Genomic DNA, 22,898 nt, shown 5'->3' on the forward strand with positions numbered 1-22,898 from the left:
ATGGTGCCCAGAAGAGGACTCGAACCTCCACGCCCTTGCGAGCGCCAGCACCTGAAGCTGGTGCGTCTACCAATTCCGCCATCTGGGCACGGGGTAGGCGCCGGCCTTTAGAGGTGTCCCGCGCGGTCTGTCAACAGCGCTATTGGGCCGGATCGATCTTTCGGTTTGCCGGCCGCTTGCCGACGGGCGAATGCGGATCGCTCAGTCATCTTGCGCTAGGCGCCGCCGGTGCATATCGCCGGCGCGGAACCTATTTTGTGCGGAGCACGACCATGGCCGACATTCCGGACGACATCTTCACCGAGCAGGAGCCCGATCCCGACACGCTGGCGAAGCTGGGCCCGCTCGCGCGGCTCGCGGGGGTCTGGGCGAGCGAAGGGCCGCGCGGCGCCGACATCAACCCCAAGGCGGACGGCCCCGAACACCGCGTCTACAGCGAGCGGCTCGAGGCCCATCCGATCGATCCACAGTCCAACGGGCCGCAACTGCTCTACGGGCTGCGCTATCACGTTCACATCAACACGCCCGAGGAGGACATCACCTTCCACGATCAGACCGGCTACTGGCTCTACGAGCCCGACACCGGCCTGATCATGCAGACCGTCGCGATTCCGCGCGGGCAGGTCGCGCTCGCCTCGGGTTTCGCCAAGCCCGAGGACACGACGCTGCGGCTATCGGCGGTGCGTGGCAAGACCGACTACGGCATCTGCTCGACCAGTTTCCTCGAGCAGGCCTTCCGCACCGAGTCCTATTCGATCGAGCTCACCTTCAATCCCGACGGCTCGATCACCTATGTCACCGAAACGATGCTGGCGGTTCATGGGCAGGAGGGAATCTTCAATCACCGCGATACCAACACCCTGGTCAAGATCGGCGAACCGCAGCCGAACCCGTTGTTCGAGATCGCGGGTCGCGGGCAGGGATAGGCCGAGCCGCGGGAACCTTTGGGGGCCACGGTTCGTAGTGACCGCTTATCGTCTGGATCATCGGAACCCATGACCGCTGCAACCTTCGAAGAGCCGGCGACCTGGCGTGCGATGCTCAAGCGTCGGCTGGCCGGTCGTCAGGCGCGTGCGACCTTGGTGATCGCGCTCGCAGGGGTTTTCCTGCTCGTCGTCATCGGGCTGATCTTCGCGCGCACGGGGCCGACGGCGGCGTCGCGTGCTGGCGCGACGCGGTCGGCCGCCTTGAAGGACCTGCCGGCACGGCCCGAGGACATCGAGGCGCATGGGCCTCAGGCCGCATCGGTGCTCGCGCCTGACGATGCGCGTGCGCGCAATGCTGCCGTCCCGTTCCTCGTGGACAAGCTCGGCGCGGCGCGGCCCTTCGTCTTCAAGGGTTCCGAGGCGGACCGTGCGCGCGCCGTCGAATGTCTGGCGACGGCCGTGCTCTACGAGGCCGGGGACGATACCGAAGGCGAGGCTGCCGTGGCGCAGGTCGTGCTCAACCGCGTGCGCCACGCAGCCTTTCCGGCGACGGTCTGCGGCGTGGTCTACCAGGGTTCGCAGCGCGCCACCGGCTGCCAGTTTACCTTCACCTGCGACGGTTCGCTGCGGCGGCGCATTTCCGACGCCGCCTGGGCGCGCGCACGGGTGGTCGCGGCGCAGGCGGTCGCGGGGAAGGTCTATGGTCCCGTGGGGCTCGCCACGCATTACCACACCGACTGGGTCTATCCCTACTGGAGCCCGGAGCTGAACAAGCTCGCGAGAGTCGGGACGCATCTGTTCTTCGGCTGGCGTGGCGCATGGGGCGGGAGCGGCGCTTTCCGGCGCGAGTACCGCGGCAACGAGGCGGGCGCCGCGGCGCTGATCGCCGCAGCGCAGCCTGGGGCGGCGCCGGTCGGCGAACTCGGCTCGGGCATTCTGGGTCTGCCCCAGCCCAAGGCGGAACTACCCGCGGGGATGGGCAAGGTCCCGCTCTACGGCAACCGCGTGCGGCTCGTGCGAGCCGACGGTCGCGGCTTCGGTCTGCTCGCGCCGGCGAGCGCCAGTGCCGCCAATCTGGTCAATGCCGCGCTGGCGCTCTGCAAGGATCCGGGCGCCTGCGAAGTCGCCGCCTGGGCGAACGAGGACGACATACCCGGTGCCTACCCGATCCCCGAGGGCGCGCGCGGGACGATGGTGTTCGAGTATCGCCGCGACGGCCTGGGCGGCCGCGGCGCGACGCGCTTCGACTGCGATCGCTATCCGAACCGCGATCCCAAGACTTGCCTCGCGGGCTCGGCGCAGGCGGCCGACGTGCTGCCCGGCGTGCGCTTCAAGACGAAGTAAGTCGGGGCGCCACGGCCGCGACGAGTGCTTCGAGCCCGGCGACGTCGGCCTCGTCGAAGCGGGCAAGGTGCGGGCTGTCGAGGTCGAGCACGCCGATGAGGGCGCCCTCGTGGATCACCGGCACGACCAGTTCGGACTGCGAGGCGGCGTCGCAGGCGATGTGACCGGGGAAGGCGTGGACGTCGCGGACGCATTGCGTCTGGCGCTCGGCCGCAGCGGTGCCGCAGACGCCTTTGCCGATGGCGATGCGGATGCAGGCGGGTTTCCCCTGGAAGGGCCCGAGCACGAGTTCGCTGCCGTCGAAGCGATAGAAGCCGGCCCAGTTGAGACCGGGCAGACTATCCCAGATCAAGGCCGCGACATTGGCCATGTTGGCGATGCCGTCCGGCTCGCCCTCGGTCAGACCGCGCGCGGCGCTGACGAGATCGGCGTAGAGCGTGGGTTTGGACGAAGTGTCGATCGTGGTTTCGAACATGGCGCCGATCTTAGCCGGGGCGGTGGTGAAGAGCCAGCATCACACCCACCGCTTGATCGGCCCAAGCTGCGGCGTTCGGTTCGGCAGATCGACGAAGGTTTCGTCGACATAGCACCAGCCCCAGCCTTCGGGCGGATCGTAGCCTTCGATGATCGGGTGGTGGCTCGCGTGGTAATGGGCGGTGGCGTGCTTGTTGGGCGAATCGTCGCAGCAGCCGACATGGCCACAGGATCGGCACAGGCGCAGGTGGACCCACCAGTCGCCGCTGGCGAGGCATTCCTCGCAGCCCTTGGCGCTGGGTACGACCTGCTGGATGACGGCCTGATGATCGCAGGTCCGGCTCATCGCGCGCGCTCCCCAGCCTGCGCGGCTAGCGCCTTTGGTGCCTGGGCGGCGAGCGCCTGATGGATCTGCGCGACGACCGCGGCGCCTTCACCGACACCGGCCGCTACGCGCTTGACCGAGCCGGCGCGGACGTCGCCGATCGCAAAGATGCCCGGTCGCGTCGTCTCGAGCGGGAGGATGCCGGCGCGGCCCAGGGTGTCGCCCGTGCAGATGAAGCCGTGCGCGTCGGTCTCGACGCAGCCCGAGAGCCAGCTCGTGTTGGGATCGGCGCCGATGAACAGGAACAGGTGCTTGAGATCGCAGTGCTTGGTGCTGCCGTCTGCGCGGTCGCGGAAGACCGCACCGGTGAGGCCGGTCTGGCAATCGCCTTCGAGGCTGGCGATCTCCTTGCCGATGTGCAGGGTCACGTTGGGCAGGGCGGCGATGCGGTCGATCAGGTAGCGCGACATCGTCGCCTCCAAGGGGCGCCGCGCGACGAGGTGGAGGTGCTTCACCTTGGGGGCGAGGAAGACCACGCCCTGGCCCGCCGAATTGCCGCCGCCGACGAGCGCCACTTCCTCGCCCTCGCAGAGCCGCGCCTCGATCGGCGAGGCCCAGTAGGACACGCCCTTGCCTTCGAACATCGCGAGTCCCGGCACCTCGGGGCGACGATAGCGTGCGCCCGAGGCGATCACCACGGTGCGCGCGCGGACGTGGCGATCATCGGGCAGGACGAGGCCCAGCGGCAGGTCGGGGCAGACCTTGCCCTCGGGGCAGTCTAGCTTGGTGACTTCGAGCGGGATGGCGATTTCGGCGCCGAACTTGAGCGCCTGGTTGAAGGCGCGGCCGGCGAGCGCCTGGCCCGAGATGCCCGTGGGGAAGCCCAGGTAGTTCTCGATCCGGTTCGAGGCGCCGGCCTGGCCGCCGAAGGCGCGCTCGTCGAGCACGATGGTCGAAAGGCCTTCGGACGCGGCATAGACCGCGGCGGCGAGGCCCGCCGGTCCGGCACCGACGATGGCGACGTCGTAGAGCTTGCGTGGATCGATCTCGGGGGTGATGCCCAGGCACGAGGCAAGCTGGATCTCGTTGGGGCGGCGCAGCAGGCTGCCGTCGGGGCAGACCACCAGCGGCAGCTCGTCGGGCTGGACGCCGATCCGCTCGACCAGGGCATGGCCTTCCTCGTCGCGCGCGGCGTCTAGCACCTGGTGCGGATAGCCGGCGCGCGCCAGGAAGCCCTGCAGGCGGACGATGTCGGGGCTGTTCGGCGTGCCGATGATGATCGTGCCGGCGCCGCCTTCCTCGATCAAGCCGACGCGGCGCAGGATCAGCGCACGCATCACGATCTCGCCGATCTCGGCCGATCCGATCATCAGCGCGCGCAGGTGCGCGGCGTCGAAGGGCAGGGCCGTGGCACCCTCGGGCCCGGCGCGGCCGCGCGCGATCGCCGAGCGGCCGGCGAGCTGGTTGACCTCGCCGGTGAACTGGCCCTCGGTCATCGTCGTGATCGTGGCTTCGGCGTTCAAGCCGTCGCGGCGCGTGATGTCCGCCGATCCCGCGAGCAGGAGCCAGGACGGCGCGCCGACTTCGCCGATGTCGTAGAGCAGTTCGGCAGGGGCAAAGTCGCGTGCGGGACCGCTGGCGAAGCGCGAGGCTTCTTCGACCTGGGCGGCACTGAGCACGGGGAACATCTGCGGGCGGCGATCGTCGAGCGTGCTCATCGTTTCGGTTCCTCGTCGGGGCGGCCTGTCCCCTTGGCCGGCGACAATGGTGGCCGAGCTGCGAGGCGCTTGTCGATCATACCAAGGTTGAGCGGACCACGACCTCTGCCGTGCGGGAGGATCGAATGCTCACACAGGAGGCGGGCGAGGTCAACGCGTGCGGCGGAAGGCGGGCGCCCATGAGCATCAGGGCGATGTTGCCGTCAAGTCGCGTGCCGACACGAATGTGAGTTTCCCAACAGTTTTTTGGCAACTCTCGTTCGTTCGCTTCGTTTCTCCATGTTACTACTGAGCACTTACATAGTCGGGCATAGGAGTTGCGTATGGCCACCGGCGATCTGTTTTCCGATTTTGCTGCGAGCTACGAGGCGCGGCGACAGACGGAGATGTCGCTGGAGGAGTATTTGAAGGGGTGTCGCGGCGACCCCATGATGTACGCCAGCGCCCCCGAACGATTGCTCGCCGCGATCGGTGAGGCGCAGATCATCGACACTTCGATGGACCCGCGGCTCGGCCGCATCTTCATGAACCGGACGATCCGGCTCTATCCGAGCTTTGCCGAATTCTACGGCATGGAAGAGACGATCGAGCGCATCGTCTCCTACCTGCGTCACGCGGCGCAGGGTCTCGAGGAGCGTAAGCAGGTGCTCTACCTGCTCGGCCCCGTCGGCGGCGGCAAGAGCTCGCTGGCCGAGCGCCTGAAGGCGCTGATGGAGACGCACCCGATCTACGCGCTCAAGGCCGGGGATGAGATCAGCCCGGTGTTCGACAGCCCGCTGGCGCTGTTCGATGCCGAAATCCACGGCGACATGCTGCTTGATACCTACGGCATTCCCAAGCGTCGCCTCTCCGGCCTGATCAGTCCCTGGTGCCGCAAACGGCTCGACGAGTTCAAGGGCGACATCGCGCAGTTCAAGGTCGTGCGCCTGATGCCTTCGCGCATTCACCAGATCGCCATTTCGAAGACCGAACCGGGCGACGAGAACAACCAGGACATTTCCAGCCTCGTCGGCAAGGTCGACATCCGCAAGCTGGAGATGCTCAGCCAGAACGATCCCGACGCCTATTCCTATTCGGGCGGGCTCAACCGTGCGAACCAGGGCATGCTCGAATTCGTCGAGATGTTCAAAGCGCCGATCAAGATGCTCCACCCGCTGCTCACGGCGACGCAGGAGAGCAATTACATCGGCACCGAGAACATCGGCGCGATCCCCTTCACCGGCATCGTCATGGCGCACTCGAACGAGAGCGAATGGGCCAACTTCAAGAACAACAAGAACAACGAAGCCTTCATCGACCGTATCTACGTGATCAAGGTGCCCTATTGCCTGCGCGCGACCGAGGAGCGGCAGATCTACGAAAAGCTGATCTCGGGCTCGGAGCTGGCATCGGCATCCTGCGCACCGGGGACGTTCGATATGCTGGCGCGCTTCTCGGTGCTGACGCGGCTGCGCGCGCACGAGAACTCCAACGCCTATTCGAAGATGCGTGTCTACGACGGCGAGAGCCTGCGCGAGGTCGATCCGCGCGCCAAGTCAATGCAGGAATACAAGGACGCGGCCGGCGTGGACGAAGGCATGGACGGCATCTCCACGCGCTTCGCCTTCAAGGCGCTGTCGGCCACCTTCAACCACGATCCGACCGAAGTCTCGGCCGATCCCGTTCACCTGATGTACGTGCTCGAAAGGATGGTAAAGCAGGAACAGTTGCCCGGCGAGACCGAGACGAAGTACCTCGAATTCGTCAAAGGCGACCTTGCGCCGCGCTATGCCGAATTCATCGGCAACGAGATCCAGAAGGCCTATCTCGAATCCTACCACGACTACGGGCAGAACCTGTTCGACCGTTATGTCGCCTATGCCGATGCCTGGATCGAGGATCTCGACTTCAAGGATCCCGACACCGGCCAACTGCTCGACCGCGAGGTCATCAACCAGGAACTGACCCGCATCGAGAAGCCGGCGGGGATCGCCAATCCCAAGGACTTCCGCAACGAGGTGGTCAAGTTCGCGCTGCGCATGCGCGCGGCGAACAATGGCCGCAACCCGTCGTGGACCTCCTACGAGAAGATCCGCGAGGTGATCGAGCGGCGCATGTTCAGCCAGGTCGAAGATCTGCTGCCGGTGATCAGCTTCGGTTCAAAGAAGGACGGCGATACTGAGAAGAAGCACGACGAATTCGTCGATCGCATGATCGCCCGCGGTTATACCGCGCGGCAGGTTCGGCGCCTCGTCGAATGGTACATGCGCGTGAAGCAGGCCGGTTGATGGGAAAGGAGGCGGGCTAGAACTAGATGCACATCGTCGATCGCCGCCTGAACCCGGGTGGCAAGAGCCTGGTGAACCGACAGCGCTTTCTGCGCCGGGCGAAGGCCTTGGTCCAGCAGGCGGTGCGCGACAGCCTCAAGGATCGCTCGATCAAGGATCTCGAGCAGGAGGGTGAGGTCACGATTCCGCGCGACGAGGTTCACGAACCCAGCTTCCGCCGCGGCGCCAGTGGTGGCAACCGCGAGCACATCCTGCCCGGCAACAAGGAATACCTCTCGGGCGATCAGATCGAGCGTCCGCCCGGTGGCGGCGAGGGCGCCGGCGGGCATCAGGGCGAGGGCGACGACGAATTCCGCTTCGTGCTCAGCCGCGAGGAATTTCTCGACCTGTTCCTCGACGATCTCGAACTGCCCGAACTCGCCAAGAAGAAGCTGACCAGCGGCGAGGCCGAAGGCGTGCGTCAGGCGGGCTATTCGACCAGCGGCAGCCCTTCGGCGCTGTCGATCGGCCGGACCATGCGCAATTCGATGTCGCGCCGCATCGCGCTCAAGCGCCCGCGCGGCGAGGACATGGCCAAGCTCGAGGCAGAGATCGCCCGGCTCGAAGCCTTGGCCAAAGACACCGGGGCCGATCACGCCGAGGAACTCGCCAAGCTGCGCGAGGAATACGAACGCCTCGAACGTCGCCGCAAGCTGATCACATATGTCGATCCGATCGACCTGCGCTACCGCCGCTTCGAACCGACGCCCAAGCCGATCAGCCAGGCGGTGATGTTCTGCCTGATGGACGTCTCGGGCTCGATGACCGAGCACATGAAGGATCTGGCCAAGCGGTTCTACGCGCTGCTCCACCTGTTCCTCAAGCGCTGCTACCGTCACGTCGAGGTCGTGTTCATCCGCCACACCGACCGCGCCGAAGAGGTCGACGAGGAGACTTTCTTCTACAGCCGCGAGACCGGCGGCACCCTGGTTTCGACCGCGCTCGAGAAGATGCTGCAGGTGATGAAGGACCGCTATTCGCCGAACGACTGGAACATCTACGTGGCGCAAGCCTCGGACGGCGACAACATGCCCAGCGACACGGCCAAGACGATCGCGCTGATGGCGGACGAGATCATGCCGGTGGCGCAGTACGTCGCCTATCTCGAGGTAGGGCGCGAGGAAGACCCGATGATGGCCATGGGCGGGCCCTTGATGCGCGCGAGCGATCTGTGGCGCTCCTACGGCCAGATCGACGGGCAGAACGGCAAGTTCGTCATGCGCAAGGTCCACCACCGGCGCGAGATCTACCCGGTGTTCCGCGAACTTTTCGCCAAGCGCGGTCTGGCTGCGGGGAGGGCCCAGTCATGACCAAGCTCGCCGCCAAGCCGCTCTACGAGGGCAGCGACTGGAACTTCGACACGATCCAGCGAATCTACGACACCGTCGAAACGATCGCCCGCGAGGAGCTCGACCTCAACACCTATCCCAACCAGATCGAGGTCATCACCGCCGAGCAGATGCTCGATGCCTACAGCTCGACGGGCATGCCGCTGCTCTACAACCACTGGTCGTTCGGCAAGCAGTTCCTGACCAACGAGCTGATGTACCGCAAGGGCCAGCGCGGGCTCGCCTACGAGTTGGTGATCAATTCGGACCCCTGCATCAACTACATCATGGAGGAGAATTCGGCGACGATGCAGACGCTCGTGCTCGCGCACGCGGCGTTCGGGCACAACCACTTCTTCAAGAACAACTACCTGTTCCAGCAGTGGACCGATGCCGAGGGCATCCTCGACTATCTCGAATTCGCCAAGCGCTACATCTCGCAGTGCGAAGAGCGGTATGGCCAGGTCCAGGTCGAACGCCTGCTCGACGCGGCGCATGCGCTCAACCGCCAGGGCGTCCACCGCTACCCGCGCGGCCAGGCGCGCGACCTCAAGGCCGAGCTCGCGCGCGAGAACGTGCGCCACGCGCAGCGCGAGCGCGATTACGACGACATCTACCGCACGCTGCCCGCGGCCAAGGCCAAGGCGGCCGATGCCGGCGTCAGCGCGCGCGCCGCGGCGCTGGGGCTGCCGCAAGAGAACGTGCTCTATTTCCTCGAGAAGTCGGCGCCGCGGCTCGCGCCCTGGCAGCGCGAGATCCTGCGCATCACCCGCGTGCTCGCGCAGTATTTCTATCCCCAGGGCCAGACCAAGGTGATGAACGAGGGCGCCGCCTGCTACGTCCACTACCGGATCATGACCACGCTCCACCAGCGCGGCCACATCACCGAGGGATCCTTCCTCGAATTCCTCACCTCGCACACCAACGTCGTCAGCCAGCCGATGTTCGATTCGGGCCATTATGGTGGGCTCAACCCCTATTGGGTCGGCTACAACATGATGCAGGACATCGCCCAGGTCTGCGTTGCGCCGACCGAGGAGGACCGGTTCTGGTCGCCCGACATTGCCGGCAATGGCGACGTCGAGGGTACCTTGAAACACATCTGGGCGAACTATCGCGACGAGAGTTTCGTCTCGCAGTTCCTGTCTCCCAGACTCATGCGCCAATGGCGGCTGTTCAAGCTCGACGATCACGAGAAGGTCGATCACATCAAGGTCGACGCGATCCATGACGAGCGCGGCTATCGCGAGCTGCGCCGCGGCCTTGCGCGCCAGTACGACATCTCGTGGCAGGAGCCCGACATCCAGATCGTCGACGTCGACCTTGCCGGTGATCGCACCCTGATGCTCGAGCACCATGTCACCAACGGCGTGCTGCTGGCCGAGAAGGACGCCGGCCGCGTCGTCCAGCACCTCGCCGATCTCTGGGGTTACGAGGTCGTGCTCAGGGAGATCGAGCCCGAAGGCGGCTCTTCGCTCAAGGAGCACAAGGCGCGGCCAAGGGCGACGGGGCCGAGACTGGCCGAGGGCTGACCGCCGGGGAATCCGCTTCTATCCGCTCCGGAATCGGAGTATGCCCTGTGGATAAACACAGGGGATAGGAGCGATCAGATGTTCGATTCACCTGATGCCCAGGCCTATATCGAGCGCGCGGAAATGCACGAACAACTCGCCGCCGCCACGTCCGACGAACCTGCCCGCAAGATGCATCAGGCCATGGCCGAAGCCTATCGCCGCAAGGCCGGTGAGGCCAAGGCTCGGCTGGTTCAAGCGATCCCGCTCGATGCGGCACCCAGCCGCCTGATGATGAGCAACAGCATCTAAAGCGACCGGAATCCGTCGTCGACAATCGAACCGCGCCGACAACGGCGCGCGGTTCATGTTGCATTTACGACAGGATATTGACGGTCCGCTTTCCAACATGCATCGTGGGAGTCCTTCGAAAGACGCGCCCGCGGAAATTTTACATCCTCCACGGGCTCCAGACTTCAACCCCCCGCTTCGGCGGGGGGTTTTTTAATGCCCGAGGCATCGGACCGCGCGCGGATGGCGACCTTCGTTTTGCCATAGCCATGACCATGATCGAGCGTGCCGAACAGCCAGTCGTAGAGCAAGGTGATCGTCGCGAAATTGCCGCCGGTAAAACGGGCGTGGTGGTTGTGGTGCATCCGCGACATCGTTGCCAGGTAGCGGAACGGGAAACGATCGGTCTCCCACAGGTCGTGGTTGTGCAGGTTGATCTGCGAGAAGGCCACCCAGGTCAGCACCACCGTCACGACGTGGAAATCGCCGAGGACCCGCGACAGCCCGAAGATCGTGCCGGCATAGAGGCCAAGGCCCAGCGCCACCTCGATCGGGTGGATGTAGCTCGAATCCTGGCGGCAGGGGTTGTGTTGACGGTGGTGCACGGCGTGGACCCACATCAGCGGGCCGCCCAGTAAGCCGCCGTCGTGGAACAGGAAGCGGTGCACGAGGTAGTAGAAGAAGTCGTAGACCAGCAGGATCGCGGCGATATCGAGCAGCATCTGCCACCACGGTTGCGAGCCGGCCGTCAGGCAGAACGGCAGGACACCGACGAAGATCGCGATCAGGAAGACCGGCCCCCAGCGGCGGTTCCACCGCTGGTTCTGTGCATAGTGCGGCTTGGTCATCTTGCTGCGCCGCATCGCCGCGTTGCGCGCGTGCTCGGCGCGGAACGCGGGAATCAGCAGGACGAGATATTTGCCGATCAGCGTGACCGCGGCGATGCCGACCGCGGCGTAGAGCGAGAGCTGCCATTCGTATCCCGTGAGCAGCGGGGCGAAAAATCCTGTGTCCATGACGTGCTTCCCAGGTTGGTCCGCCGGAGGTGTGGAACGCCGTTCTCATGTGCTCCTTGATCGAGGACAAAGCTGCGGTTCGGCGCGCCGACTATCGCTTCCGCGATGGCAGAGGAGACGACGATGGAGCAGGCGAGAGAAACCCGACCGCGCACGGCCTACGAATTGCTCGGCGGCAAGCCGATGGTGGGCCGCATTGTCGATCGCTTCTACGACCTGATGGACCAGGATCCGGCCTATACCGAACTGCGCGCGCTGCACGCGCCGGACCTGGCGCCGATGCGTGGTTCGCTGGCGGGTTTCCTCGTCGCCTGGCTCGGCGGCCCGCGCGACTGGTTCGAGGAGCGACCGGGGATGTGCATGATGTCCGCGCACCGCGGTGTGACGATGACCGAACCGGCCGCGCGGCAGTGGGCCGATGCGATGACGCGCGCGGTCCACGATGCCGATGCCGATCCCGCGCTGGCGGAAGGGGTGGCGCAGGCCTTGGCGGGCATGGCGCTGAACATGGGCGGGGTGGGGCGGTAAGTCGTCCGCTGACGGAAAGGCTCAGGCTGACAAGCGCGCGAAGGTGGTCGAGCGGTTGAGCGGCGGTGCGAAACGGGCCGGCGATCACAACCACCGGCCCGTTTTTTCGTGCAGGCCTAGAACGAGAAATAGACCCCGCCGCTGATAACCCAGGGGTCGAGCTTGTGACGCGTCTCGAGCGCCTTGACGCCCGCCGTGGTGGTGAACCGCGCGATCGTATCGACGAAATATTTCTTGGCGTCGAAGTTGATGCCGAGGCCGCCGTCGCCCACGGGAATGTCGACGCCACCCTGGAGCACCAGGCCGAGTTCGTTGCTCATCGTCACGCGGCTCGCGCCGAGCGCCTTGGCCGTGGCTCCGGGCTTCTCGCCCATGATCACGAAGAGGCTCGGGCCGAGGCCGACATAGGGCCGGATCGGCCCGGCATCGACGTGGTATTTCAGCGTCAGGGTTGCGGGCAGGATCAGCACGTGATCGACGATGCGAGCGCCCGCCAGCGCGCCGGCGCCATCGACCTTGTGCTGGGTCAGGCAGCAGATCGTCTCGATCGAGAGGTTCGGCGTCGCATAGAATTCGATCGCCATGGTGGGCACGACATTGTCGTCGGCCCTGGTCCGGCTGCCCGCGGGCAGGCCGATCAGGTCCGTTTTCACCCCATCGATCCTGCCGTCGGGCAGGACGCCGCTGCCGAGCAGTTTGATCTGCCAGCGGCCGTCTTCGGCACGGGCGAGCGCAGGAGCGCCCAGGGCCGTGGCGGCGAGCGCGGCGGCGCAAAGCGTCAGTCTGTTCATGATCCTTCATCCGTCGCCGCAGTGTCCGCAGGCTGCGGACCAGGGTTGTTGCGGCGTCATCCGCGAGCTGCGCGGTCTGCGGTGGAATCGCCTTGATCGCGCGCAAAACAGCGAGTTTCTCCGGAAATCAGCCTTGCCTCATTCCTCGTCGCCCCTGCGCAGGGGCGACGAACAGAACAAGGAACGTGAGCGACCAACGATCCCCCGACGATCGTTGATCGCGGTCAATGTTGCAGCGCGGAAAAGAGCCCAGGGCGCTGTCGTCAATCACATGAGGGAAGGCTCATGATCAGCGTTCTATCGCGCGCCGGCATCTGGCTGGCCGTGCTCATCCTGGCCGTGATGGCGAGTGCCGTCGCGCTCGACCGGGGCTTTGCCGTGCACATGACGATCGTCGCGCTGGCGGCCTTCGTCGGCCTCTGCATCTCGATCGGCAGGGTCGACTATGCGGCGATCGCCAAAGGCGTGATCCGGACCCCGACCGACCCCGGCCGATATGACGACGATCCGATCCGCTGGGGCGTGATCGCCACCGTCTTCTGGGGCATGGCGGGCTTCCTGGCGGGCCTGTTCATCGCGCTCCAGCTGGCCTTCCCCGCGCTCAACTTCAATCTCGAATGGACGACCTTCGGCCGCGTGCGGCCGCTGCACACGTCCGCCGTGATCTTCGCTTTCGGAGGCAACGCGCTGATCGCCACGTCCTTCTACGTGGTCCAGCGCACTTGCCGGGCGAGGCTGGCCTTCCCCGGCCTCGCCCGTTTCGTCTTCTGGGGCTACCAGCTGTTCATCGTCCTCGCGGCGACCGGCTACCTCATGGGCGTGACCCAGTCGAAGGAATATGCCGAGCCCGAATGGTACGTCGACTGGTGGCTGACGATCGTCTGGCTGGCCTACCTGGCGGTCTTCGTCGGCACGATCGTCAGGCGCGCCGAACCGCACATCTACGTCGCCAACTGGTTCTACCTCGGCTTCATCATCACCGTGGCCATGCTCCACGTGGTCAACAATCTCGACATGCCGGTCAGTCTGGTGGGCTCGAAAAGCTATCCGCTCTGGGCCGGCGTGCAGGGTGCGCTGGTGCAGTGGTGGTACGGCCACAATGCGGTCGGCTTCTTCCTGACCGCGGGCTTCCTGGCGATGATGTACTACTTCGTGCCCAAGCAGGCCGAGCGGCCGATCTACTCCTATCGCCTGTCGATCATCCACTTCTGGGCGCTGATCTTCCTCTACATCTGGGCCGGGCCGCATCACCTGCACTACACGGCGCTGCCCGACTGGGCGCAGACCCTGGGCATGGTCTTCTCGATCATGCTGTGGATGCCGAGCTGGGGCGGCATGATCAACGGCCTGATGACGCTCAACGGCGCCTGGGACAAGATCCGCACCGATCCGATCATCCGCATGATGGTGATGGCCCTGGCCTTCTACGGCATGAGCACCTTCGAGGGGCCGATGATGTCGATCAAGTCGGTCAACAGCCTGTCGCACTACACCGACTGGACGATCGGCCACGTGCACTCGGGCGCGCTCGGCTGGAACGGGATGATCACCTTCGCGGCGATCTACTATCTGGTCCCGCGGCTGTGGCAGCGTCAGCGGCTCTACTCGCTGCGTTGGGTCAACTGGCACTTCTGGCTCGCGACCGTCGGCATCGTCTTCTACGCCGCGGCGATGTGGGTGGCGGGGATCACCCAGGGGTTGATGTGGCGCGAATACGGCGCCGACGGCTACCTTGTGAACGCCTTCGTCGAGAGCGTCGTCGCGGTCCATCCGATGTTCGTCCTGCGCGCCTTCGGCGGCCTGCTCTATCTCGCGGGCGGGGCGATCATGGCGGCCAACGTCTGGCTGACCATCGCCGGCAGGCTGCGCGACGAGAAGCCCATGCACGATGCCGCGTTCGATCCTGCCAAGGACCGTCCGCTCGCTCCCGTTCCCGCCGAATAAGGACGCGCGACATGTCCTCCATCGTCGAAAACCACAAGAAGCTCGAACGCAACGTCACCCTGCTCGGGCTCTTCGCCTTCATCGTCGTCGCCATCGGCGGCGTGGTCGAGATCGCGCCGCTGTTCTGGATCGACAACACGATCGAGAAGGTAAAGGGCGTGCGGCCCTACACCCCGCTCGAGCAGGCGGGCCGCGACATCTACGTGCGCGAGGGCTGCTACGCCTGTCACAGCCAGATGATCCGGCCGTTCCGCGACGAGGTCGAGCGCTACGGCCACTACAGCCTCGCTGCGGAATCGATGTACGACCATCCGTTCCAGTGGGGCTCGAAGCGCACGGGGCCCGACCTCGCGCGCGTCGGTGGGCGCTATTCGGACGAGTGGCACGTCCAGCACCTCAAGGACCCGCGCGCGGTGGTGCCCGAAAGCATAATGCCGCCCTATGCCTTCCTCGCCGACCGCGATCTCGCGCCCGGCGACCAGACGGCGCAACTCCTCGCGCTCGCCCGCGTCGGCGTGCCCTACAGCGCGGCCGATCTCGCCAAGGCCGACGCCGACCTCATGGCCCAGGCCGATCCCGAAGCCGATACCGCCGACCTGCTCGCGCGCTACCCCAAGGCGCAGGCGCGCGACTTCGACGGCGATCCGGGGCGGCTGACCGAGATGGATGCGCTCGTCGCCTATCTCCAGGTGCTCGGCACCCTGGTCGACGTCAACGCCGCCGCGGCCCAGGAGGAACTGGCCCGGGAGAAGGGCCGGTGAGCCTGCACTCCACCTACGACATGCTGCGGCACCTCGCCGATAGCTGGGGCCTGCTGGTTATGGCGCTGGTCTTCCTCGGCCTCGCGGCCTGGCCCTTCCGCCCCGGCGCGAGCGCCAACAACGAGGCCGCCGCGCAGCTGATCTTCAAGGACGAGAACGATGGCGAATAAGCGCATCGACGAGCCGACGGGCACTTCGACCGTCGGCCACGAATGGGACGGCATCGAAGAGCTCGACACGCCGATGCCGCGCTGGTGGCTGTGGAGCTTCTACCTCTGCATCCTGTTCGCGATCGGCTACATGGTGGTCTATCCGGCGGTGCCGCTGCTGACCAAGGGTACCGAGGGTGTATTCGGCTGGACCAGCCGCGGCGAACTCGCCGCCGAGACCAGGGCCGCCCAGGCGAGCCGGGCGCAAGTGCTCGCGCAGATCGCCGCGACCCCGATCGAGCAGCTGCCGGGCAAGCCCGCGCTGATGCAGGCCGCGGTCGCGGGCGGGCGCGCGGCGTTCCGCGTCAACTGCGTCCAGTGCCACGGCGCCGGCGCCGCGGGGGTGGCCGGGCTCTATCCGAACCTCGCCGACGACGACTGGCTGTGGGGCGGCAATCTCAAGGAGATCGAACAGACGATCGTCCACGGCATCCGCCAGCCCGGCGACGACCAGACGCGCGTCAGCCTGATGCCCTCGTTCGGGCGCGACGGCATGCTGACGCCGGCGCAGATCGACGAGGTGGTCCGCCACGTCCGCACGCTCTCGGGCCTGGAGAAGCCCAGCGCCGCCTCCACCCGCGGCGCGCAGACCTTCGCCGACAACTGCGCCGCCTGCCACGGCTCGGCTGGAAAGGGTGACCGCCAGTTCGGCGCGCCGAACCTGTCCGACCGGATCTGGCTCTACGGCGGCAGCCGCGAGGCGATCGCCGCTAGCATCCACAATGCCCATGCCGGCGTCATGCCCGCCTGGGGCCAGCGGCTCGATCCCGTCACGATCCGCATGCTCGCCGCCTACGTGCATTCGCTCGGCGGCGGGGAAGAGATCGATGCGTCCGGGCCTCGCTGAACTCCCCCCGCTCTACGCGAAGCGCCGCGCCGTCTTTCCCAAGGCCGTCGACGGGCTCTACCGTCGGATCAAGTGGGGCTGGATGGGCGTCACCCTGGCGATCTACTATGGCACGCCGTGGCTGCGCTGGGACCGCGGTCCCTATGCGCCCGACCAGGCCGTGCTCGTCGATCTCGCGCACCGCCGCTTCTACATGGCCGGCATCGAGATCTGGCCGCACGAGTTCTACTTCGTCGCCGGCCTGCTGATCATGGCGGGCATCGGCCTGTTCATCGTCACCTCGGCGGTCGGCCGCGCCTGGTGCGGCTATTCGTGCCCGCAGACCGTCTGGACCGACCTGTTCCAGCATGTCGACCGGCTGATCGACGGCGACCGCAACGCCCAGCTCCGCCTGCAGAACGCGCCCTGGACCGCCGAGAAATCGGCCAAGCGCGGGCTCAAGTGGGCGGTCTACCTCGTCGTCAGCTTCTGGACCGGCGGCGCCTGGATCCTCTACTTCGCCGACGCACCCACGCTCGTCCGCGCCTTCTGGAGCGGTGAGGCCGCCCCCGTCGCCTATGCCACGGTCGGCATCCTCACCGCGACGACCTTCGTGCTCGGCGGCGTGCTGCGCGAGCAGGTCTGCATCTACATGTGCCCATGGCCGCGCATCCAGACCGCGATGCTCGACGAGAATTCGCTGACCGTGACCTACAAGGACTGGCGCGGCGAACCGCGCGGCTCGGTCAAGCAGCACGGCGGCGCCAGGATCGGCGACTGCATCGACTGTCACCAGTGCGTCGCGGTCTGCCCCACGGGCATCGACATCCGCGAGGGCGCGCAGGTCGGCTGCATCACCTGCGCGCTGTGCATCGACGCCTGCGACGCGGTCATGGCGCAGATCGGCCGCGCGCCGCGGCTGATCGACTACGTCACCCTGCAGGGCGCCGAGGCCGAGCAGGCCGGCGCGCCGCGCCAGCAGCCGCTCAGGGCGATCCTGCGCCCGCGCGTACTGGTCTACTTCGGCGTCTGGTGCGCGATCGGCGCGGGGCTTCTGTTTGCTCTCGGCACGCGCCGGCACATCGACATCTCGGCCGATCGCGACCGCAACCCGCCCTATATGCAGCTCAGCGACGGCGCCTTGCGCAACGCCTACACGGTCAAGCTGCGCAACATGGAGAGTCGCCCGCGCGCGCTGGAGATCGGCCTGCTCGGCGTGGACGGCGCGGTGATGTGGAGCGACGACATGCCGCGTTCGCAGGCCGCGCGCGCCTTGCGCCGCACCGTAGCCGCGGACCAGGCCGCGCCTTTGCGTATCTACGTCACCGCTCCCGCGGGCACGCCCGCGCAGGACTTCAGCTTCACCGTCCGCGCGCTCGACGCCGAGGGCGGCTCGGACTCGCACCAGACCCGCTTCGATGCGCCGGGAGACGAACGATGAGCACGAACCTTTCCCGTGATCCCCAACGCACCCTTCGTCATCCCCAGTCCCCCCTTCGTCCTCCTCGCTTTCGCGGGGATGACGCGAAATTCACCGGCCGTCACATGGCCGCGATCATGATCGGCTTCTTCGCCGTGGTGATCGCGGTCAACCTGTTCATGGCGCGCGAGGCCAGTGCCACCTTCGGCGGCGTCGTGGTCGAGAATTCCTATGTCGCCAGCCAGCACTTCAATCGCTGGCTCGACGAGGCGGCGGCCGAGCGTGCGCTCGGCTGGCGGGCCGCTCTCGCGCGCCGTGCCGACGGCCGCGTGGCGCTGACCCTGACCGGCCCGCAGGCCGCGCAGGTCAGCGCCGTCGCGCGCCACCCGCTTGGCCGCCAGCGTGACCAGGCGCTGCGCTTCGCGCGCGCCCGGACCGGGCATTTCGTTTCGGACGAGGTCCTTCCCGCCGGCCGCTGGCGTGTCCGGCTCGAAGTGCGCGACCGCACGGCGACAGTCTGGCGCAGCGAAGGAGACGTCCGATGAACGCGGTGGTTCCGATCATCGACGAGCCGCTCGTGGAGACGGTGCTCGTCGTGCCCGGCATGCATTGTGCGGGCTGCATGGCCAAGGTCGAGCGCGGGCTCGAGCGGATGCCCGCGGTCGCCAGGGCACGCGTCAATCTCTCGGCGCGGCAGGTGCGGATCGCGCATCACCCGGCGCTGGCCGTGCCCGCTCTCGTCGCCGCGCTCGATGCGATCGGCTTCGCCAGCCAGCCGCGCAGCACGGAAGCGGCCGAGCGCGGCTCAGCGGTCCGACCGCTGCTCGCGCCGCTCGCGGTCGCGGGCTTCGCGGCGATGAACGTCATGCTGCTGTCGGTCTCGGTCTGGTCGGGGGCCGAGGGCGGCACGCGCTGGATGTTCCACTGGCTCTCGGCGCTGATCGGCGTGCCGGCGACGGCCTATGCCGGCTGGCCGTTCTTCCGGTCGGCCTGGTCCGCGCTGCGCCGCCTGCGCACCAACATGGACGTGCCGATCGCGATCGGCGTGCTGCTCGCCACGGCGCTGAGCGTCTACGAGGCGGCGACCGGCGGTCACGCCGCCTGGTTCGACGGCACCTTGATGCTGCTGTTCTTCCTGCTCACGGGTCGCGCGCTCGATGCGATGATGCGCGACCGCGCGCGCGCCGGGGTCGATGCCCTGCTGCGCCAGGCCGCGCCCGGCGCGACCGTGCTGAGCCCCGCGGGTGGGCTCGACTGGGTCGCCGCGCGCGATCTCGTGCCCGGCATGCTGATGCGCGTCGCGGCGGGCGAGCGGCTGGCGGCCGATGGCGAGGTCGTCACCGGCAGCACCGCGCTCGACCGGTCGCTGCTGACCGGCGAGAGCGCGCCCGTCGCGGCTAGGGCGGGCGATGGCGTACACGCGGGCACGCTCAATCTGGATTCCCCGATCGACGTGCGCGTCACCGCCGCGGGTCCGGACACCTCGCTCGCCGAGATCGCGCGGCTGATGGAAAGCGCGGGCCAGGGGCGCTCGGCCTATGTGCGGATCGCCGACCGCGCCGCGCGGCTCTATGCGCCGGCCGTGCACAGCCTGGCGCTGGCCGCGTTCGCCGGCTGGATGCTCGCGGGGGCGGGGCTCTACCAGTCGACCGTGATCGCCATCGCCGTGCTGATCATCACCTGCCCCTGCGCGATCGGCCTCGCCGTGCCCGTGGCGCAGGTCGTCGCCTGCGGCGCGCTGATGCGCCGGGGGATCATGGTCAAGGACGGCTCGGCGCTCGAACGGCTGGCGCGAATCGACCGCGCGCTGATCGACAAGACCGGATCGCTGACTCTGGGGCGCCCCGTGCCCGATCCGGCGGCGCTGGCGCCGCTCTCGGCCGACGAGGCCGCGGTTGCGCTGGCCCTGGCCTCGCACAGCCGCCACCCGCTGTCGCGCGCGCTGGCCGAGGGGCTGACCGCCCTGGGCTATCACCCGGCCGTGCTCGAAGAGGTGCGCGAAGTGCCCGGCTATGGCCTGCGTGGCCTGTGGAACGGTACGCCGGTGGCGCTGCGCCGGCCCGAGGGCGCGGGGCGGATCGCGGTCGCGCTGCACATCGTCGAATGGCCCGCGCGGTTGATCGGCTTTACCGACGCGCTGCGTCCCGATTGCCACGAGGCGCTGGCGGCGCTCAAGCAGCTCGGCATTCAGAGCTCGATCCTCTCGGGCGACAATGCCGGCGCGGTCGCGCAAGTCGCGCGCCAGACCGGACTCACCGGCCAGGCCAGCGCCAGCCCGCGCGACAAGACCGATGCGATCGCCCGCTTGCAGAACGCCGGCCATGGCGTCCTGATGGTTGGCGACGGGCTCAACGACGGCCCCGCGCTCGCCGCCGCCGACGCGTCGATCGCGCCGGGCAGCGCCAGCGACGTCGGGCGCCAGGCGGCCGACGTGGTCTTCCTCGGCGATTCGCTGATCGCGCTGCCGCGCGCCGTCCGCGCCGCGCGCGCGACCCTGGCCGTGGTTCGCCAGAACTTCGTCCTCGCGGTCGGTTACAACGTGCTGGCGGTGCCCCTGGCGCTGTTCGGCTATGTCACGCCGCTGATCGCGGCCGTGTCGATGGCGGCGAGCTCGATCCTGGTGATCGCCAGTTCGCTGCGCCTGGTGAGGGCCGCGAAATGACCAGTCTCGCCACGCTGATCCCGATCGCGCTGTTCCTCGGCCTGTGCAGCCTCGCCACCTTCTTCTGGGCGTTGCGCAGCGGCCAGTTCGACGATCTCGAAGGCGCGGCCAACCGCATCCTTATCGACGACGAGGGCGAGCAGCCGTGAAGCGCGCCCGAGGACGGACGGCGCTGTTCGGCCTGCTGGCGCTGGTTCCCGCGGCGGTGAACGCCTCGGCCCCTGCGGGGGTGTCGCTGGCCGTGGCGAACTGCGCGGGCGGTATGCGGGCGATCACGCTGCCGCTGCGCCCGGACTCGCCGCGGGAGCAGAGCCCGACCTGCTGCGCCAAGGGCTGCCATAGCCGCAAGCGCGGGGTGGGCGTGCTCGCTCCCGATCCTTGACCTGCCGCAATGACCCCTTGCCGCAACCGCGCCAGAAACCCGGCATGTGGCCTTATCACCCCGACCTGCTGAGCACCCCGGTGCCGCGCTACACGAGCTTCCCCACTGCGGCCGAGTTCGGCACCGCCGTCGACGAGACCGATCTCGAGGCCGCGCTCGCCACCGCCGGCGGCGAGGTGTCGCTCTATCTGCACATCCCGTTCTGCGAGGCGATCTGCTGGTATTGCGGCTGCAACACCGGCCGCGCCAACAAGCGCCAGCGGCTGGCCTCCTATCTCGACGCGCTGCACCGAGAGATCGCGCTCGTCGGCAGCCGGCTCCCCGCAAGCGCGCGCGTTCGCCGCATCGCCTTCGGCGGCGGCAGCCCCAATGCGATCCAGCCGACCGACTTCGTCCGGCTGATGCTCGCCCTGACCCAGGCCTTCCCGCTCGACCGGCCCGAGATCTCGATCGAGCTCGACCCGCGCACCTTGGATCGCGAATGGACTCGGGTGCTCGGCCGCGTCGGCGTCACGCGCGCGAGCCTCGGCGTCCAGACCTTCGACGCGGCCGCGCAGGCGGCGATCGGCCGGGTCCAGCCCACGCACCTGATTGAGCGCTGCACGGCCCTGCTGCGCGAGGCTGGCGTGACCTCGCTCAACTACGATCTGATGTACGGCCTGCCGGGCCAGGACCGGGACGTGCTCAAGGCCAGCCTGGCGCTGACCCACATGCTCGGCGCCGATCGCGTCGCGCTGTTCGGCTATGCCCACGTCCCGCACCTGATCCCGCGCCAGCAGAAGATCGATGCCGCGGCCTTGCCCGGCCAGGCCGAACGCTTCGCCATGGCCGCCTTCGGCCACGACTGGCTGATCGCGGCCGGCTACGAAGCGGTCGGCTTCGATCACTTCGCGCGGCCCGGCGATCCCCTGGCCGCGGCGGCGCGGGCCGGGAAGCTGCGGCGCAACTTCCAGGGCTTCACCGACGACCGGACACCGGTGCTGATCGGCCTCGGTGCTTCGGCGATCAGTTCGTTCCCCGGCCTGCTCGTCCAGAACGAGAAGAACGCCGGGCGCTATCGCATGCTGCTTTCGCAGGATCGCCTGCCCGTCGAGCGTGGCCTGCGCCGCTCGGACGACGACCGCCGCCGCGGCACGGTGATCGCGGGCCTGCTCTGCCAGGGCCGCGCACGGCTCGATGCGCAATTGCGGCACGAGGTCGGCGGCGATCTCGATCGCTTCGTCGATGCCGGGCTCGCCGATCTGGCGGGCGAAGACCTCGTCATCTTGCCCGGCGGGCTGCCCTATGCGCGCACGATCGCCGCGCTGTTCGATCCCTATCGACGGCAGGCGGCGCGCCGCTTCAGCTCGGCCGTCTGATCGCCTCAGGACCATTACGTATTTCGGGCGGAGCCACCGTTGCGCGATAGCCTGGACATGAGCAATACCACCGAGGGGCTGACGAAACCGATGAGCACCTGTGCCGACTGCGGCGTGCGCGAACGCGCCATCTGCCAATCGCTCTGCGACACCGATCTCGATGCGCTCAATCGCATCGGCCGCCGCCAGACTATCGAGCGCGGTCAGACGCTTCAGTGGCAGGGCGACGATTCCTTGCTCGTCGGCAACGTCATCGACGGCGTGCTCAAGCTCAGTTCGACCAGCACCGACGGCCGCGACCAGACTCTGGGCATCATGTTCGCCAGCGACTTCATCGGGCGGCCTTTCGGCAAGGTCACCGATCACTCGATCGTCGCGCTAACGGACGCGAAGATATGCACCTTCCCGCGCGCTGCTTTTGACGATTTCGCGCGCGACCACCCCGATCTCGAACACGGCCTGCTCCAGCGCACCTTGACCGAGCTCGACCGCACGCGCCAGTGGATGGTGCTGCTCGGCCGCAAGAGCGCGACCGAGCGCGTCTCGGCCTTCCTGCTCGAGATGGCCGACCGCCTGGCGGACAACGATAACGACGCTGCGCCCCTGCGCTTCGCGCTGCCCTTCGGGCGCCAGGAGATCGGCGACCTGCTCGGCCTGACGATCGAGACCGTCAGCCGCCAGATTACCCGCCTGCGCGAGGACGGTGTGATCGAAACTCCCGATCGCCGCTCGATCGTCGTGCTCGATCGTGACGCGCTCGAAGCCTGCGCCGGTTGAG

General features: G+C 67.5%; 23 protein-coding genes and 1 tRNA gene. 18 read left to right on the plus strand and 6 right to left on the minus strand.

From position 1 onward, the window contains the following. Position 1 precedes the first annotated feature (1 nt). Positions 2–88 (minus strand) — tRNA-Leu (locus WG901_RS11940). A 184-nt stretch (positions 89–272) separates the two neighbouring features. On the opposite strand from WG901_RS11940, the gene WG901_RS11945 reads away from it, so the two are divergent. Both WG901_RS11945 and WG901_RS11950 read left to right on the plus strand, forming a co-directional pair. Beyond that, positions 273–926 (plus strand): FABP family protein, encoded by a 654-nt coding sequence (locus tag WG901_RS11945; protein WP_339587291.1) that lies wholly within the window; start codon positions 273–275, stop codon positions 924–926. 69 nt (positions 927–995) lie between these two features. Further along, entirely contained in the window at positions 996–2,270 is a 1,275-nt protein-coding gene (locus tag WG901_RS11950) for a cell wall hydrolase (RefSeq protein ID WP_339587292.1), read from the plus strand. Here WG901_RS11950 and WG901_RS11955 read toward each other — a convergent pair. The 3 genes from WG901_RS11955 to WG901_RS11965 are packed head-to-tail and all read right to left on the minus strand — an operon-like array spanning position 2,257 to position 4,787. Then, on the minus strand, positions 2,257–2,745 hold the full coding sequence (locus tag WG901_RS11955) for a GAF domain-containing protein (RefSeq protein WP_339587293.1): 489 nt from the start codon (positions 2,743–2,745) through the stop codon (positions 2,257–2,259). The genes WG901_RS11950 and WG901_RS11955 overlap by 14 nt on opposite strands. Before the next feature lie 39 nt (positions 2,746–2,784). Continuing rightward, complete coding sequence (locus WG901_RS11960; protein ID WP_339587294.1) at positions 2,785–3,090, minus strand: UBP-type zinc finger domain-containing protein; 306 nt, start codon at positions 3,088–3,090, stop codon at positions 2,785–2,787. Next, positions 3,087–4,787, minus strand: coding sequence for an NAD(P)/FAD-dependent oxidoreductase (locus WG901_RS11965; protein WP_339587295.1), 1,701 nt, complete (start codon positions 4,785–4,787; stop codon positions 3,087–3,089). Before WG901_RS11965 ends, WG901_RS11960 begins: the two co-directional genes overlap by 4 nt. Before the next feature lie 323 nt (positions 4,788–5,110). Here WG901_RS11965 and WG901_RS11970 point away from each other — a divergent pair, with 323 nt between their 5' ends. The 4 genes from WG901_RS11970 (at position 5,111) to WG901_RS11985 (ending at position 10,244) form a co-directional block, all read left to right on the plus strand. After that, positions 5,111–7,054 (plus strand): PrkA family serine protein kinase, encoded by a 1,944-nt coding sequence (locus tag WG901_RS11970; RefSeq protein ID WP_339587296.1) that lies wholly within the window; start codon positions 5,111–5,113, stop codon positions 7,052–7,054. A gap of 26 nt (positions 7,055–7,080) precedes the next feature. After that, positions 7,081–8,403, plus strand: coding sequence for a YeaH/YhbH family protein (locus tag WG901_RS11975; protein WP_339587297.1), 1,323 nt, complete (start codon positions 7,081–7,083; stop codon positions 8,401–8,403). Then, on the plus strand, positions 8,400–9,953 hold the full coding sequence (locus tag WG901_RS11980; protein WP_339587298.1) for a SpoVR family protein: 1,554 nt from the start codon (positions 8,400–8,402) through the stop codon (positions 9,951–9,953). Before WG901_RS11975 ends, WG901_RS11980 begins: the two co-directional genes overlap by 4 nt. A 78-nt stretch (positions 9,954–10,031) precedes the next feature. Further along, positions 10,032–10,244 (plus strand): hypothetical protein, encoded by a 213-nt coding sequence (locus tag WG901_RS11985; RefSeq protein ID WP_339587299.1) that lies wholly within the window; start codon positions 10,032–10,034, stop codon positions 10,242–10,244. A gap of 164 nt (positions 10,245–10,408) precedes the next feature. Here the strand turns inward: WG901_RS11985 and WG901_RS11990 are convergent, their stop codons facing one another. Then, positions 10,409–11,239 carry a sterol desaturase family protein gene (locus WG901_RS11990; RefSeq protein ID WP_339587300.1) on the minus strand — a complete coding sequence of 277 codons (831 nt, stop codon included), beginning with the start codon at positions 11,237–11,239 and terminating at the stop codon, positions 10,409–10,411. Positions 11,240–11,362: 123 nt separating this feature from the next. Between WG901_RS11990 and WG901_RS11995 the strand changes: the two genes are divergently transcribed. Next, positions 11,363–11,767 (plus strand): group II truncated hemoglobin, encoded by a 405-nt coding sequence (locus tag WG901_RS11995; protein ID WP_339587301.1) that lies wholly within the window; start codon positions 11,363–11,365, stop codon positions 11,765–11,767. Between the two features lie 116 nt (positions 11,768–11,883). Here WG901_RS11995 and WG901_RS12000 read toward each other — a convergent pair whose 3' ends face one another. Beyond that, positions 11,884–12,558 carry an OmpW/AlkL family protein gene (locus tag WG901_RS12000; RefSeq protein ID WP_339587302.1) on the minus strand — a complete coding sequence of 225 codons (675 nt, stop codon included), beginning with the start codon at positions 12,556–12,558 and terminating at the stop codon, positions 11,884–11,886. Positions 12,559–12,843: 285 nt separating this feature from the next. On the opposite strand from WG901_RS12000, the gene ccoN reads away from it, so the two are divergent. From ccoN to WG901_RS12055, 11 genes are all read left to right on the plus strand, one after another. After that, a complete protein-coding gene (ccoN, locus tag WG901_RS12005) occupies positions 12,844–14,502 on the plus strand; it encodes a cytochrome-c oxidase, cbb3-type subunit I (RefSeq protein ID WP_339587303.1) in 1,659 nt (552 codons plus the stop codon). Positions 14,503–14,513: 11 nt separating this feature from the next. Beyond that, the gene (ccoO, locus tag WG901_RS12010; RefSeq protein WP_339587304.1) at positions 14,514–15,263 is read left to right on the plus strand and encodes a cytochrome-c oxidase, cbb3-type subunit II; all 750 of its coding nucleotides are present in this window, start codon (positions 14,514–14,516) and stop codon (positions 15,261–15,263) included. Next, a complete protein-coding gene (locus WG901_RS12015) occupies positions 15,260–15,433 on the plus strand; it encodes a cbb3-type cytochrome c oxidase subunit 3 (protein ID WP_339587305.1) in 174 nt (57 codons plus the stop codon). Before ccoO ends, WG901_RS12015 begins: the two co-directional genes overlap by 4 nt. Beyond that, complete coding sequence (gene ccoP / locus WG901_RS12020; protein WP_339587306.1) at positions 15,423–16,319, plus strand: cytochrome-c oxidase, cbb3-type subunit III; 897 nt, start codon at positions 15,423–15,425, stop codon at positions 16,317–16,319. Before WG901_RS12015 ends, ccoP begins: the two co-directional genes overlap by 11 nt. Then, the gene (ccoG, locus tag WG901_RS12025) at positions 16,300–17,739 is read left to right on the plus strand and encodes a cytochrome c oxidase accessory protein CcoG (RefSeq protein ID WP_339587307.1); all 1,440 of its coding nucleotides are present in this window, start codon (positions 16,300–16,302) and stop codon (positions 17,737–17,739) included. Before ccoP ends, ccoG begins: the two co-directional genes overlap by 20 nt. Further along, complete coding sequence (locus WG901_RS12030; RefSeq protein ID WP_339587308.1) at positions 17,736–18,263, plus strand: FixH family protein; 528 nt, start codon at positions 17,736–17,738, stop codon at positions 18,261–18,263. Before ccoG ends, WG901_RS12030 begins: the two co-directional genes overlap by 4 nt. Then, a complete protein-coding gene (locus WG901_RS12035) occupies positions 18,260–20,380 on the plus strand; it encodes a heavy metal translocating P-type ATPase (RefSeq protein ID WP_339587309.1) in 2,121 nt (706 codons plus the stop codon). Before WG901_RS12030 ends, WG901_RS12035 begins: the two co-directional genes overlap by 4 nt. Then, the gene (gene ccoS / locus WG901_RS12040; RefSeq protein ID WP_339587310.1) at positions 20,377–20,529 is read left to right on the plus strand and encodes a cbb3-type cytochrome oxidase assembly protein CcoS; all 153 of its coding nucleotides are present in this window, start codon (positions 20,377–20,379) and stop codon (positions 20,527–20,529) included. Before WG901_RS12035 ends, ccoS begins: the two co-directional genes overlap by 4 nt. Beyond that, entirely contained in the window at positions 20,526–20,762 is a 237-nt protein-coding gene (locus WG901_RS12045; RefSeq protein WP_339587311.1) for a hypothetical protein, read from the plus strand. Before ccoS ends, WG901_RS12045 begins: the two co-directional genes overlap by 4 nt. A 44-nt stretch (positions 20,763–20,806) precedes the next feature. Next, entirely contained in the window at positions 20,807–22,120 is a 1,314-nt protein-coding gene (hemN, locus tag WG901_RS12050; protein WP_339587312.1) for an oxygen-independent coproporphyrinogen III oxidase, read from the plus strand. A 90-nt stretch (positions 22,121–22,210) separates the two neighbouring features. Further along, positions 22,211–22,897, plus strand: a complete 687-nt coding sequence (locus tag WG901_RS12055) for a Crp/Fnr family transcriptional regulator (protein WP_417603060.1) — start codon at positions 22,211–22,213, stop codon at positions 22,895–22,897. Position 22,898 lies beyond the last annotated feature (1 nt).

It is taken from the genome of Novosphingobium anseongense, assembly GCF_037482895.1.
Classification (GTDB): domain Bacteria; phylum Pseudomonadota; class Alphaproteobacteria; order Sphingomonadales; family Sphingomonadaceae; genus Novosphingobium; species Novosphingobium anseongense.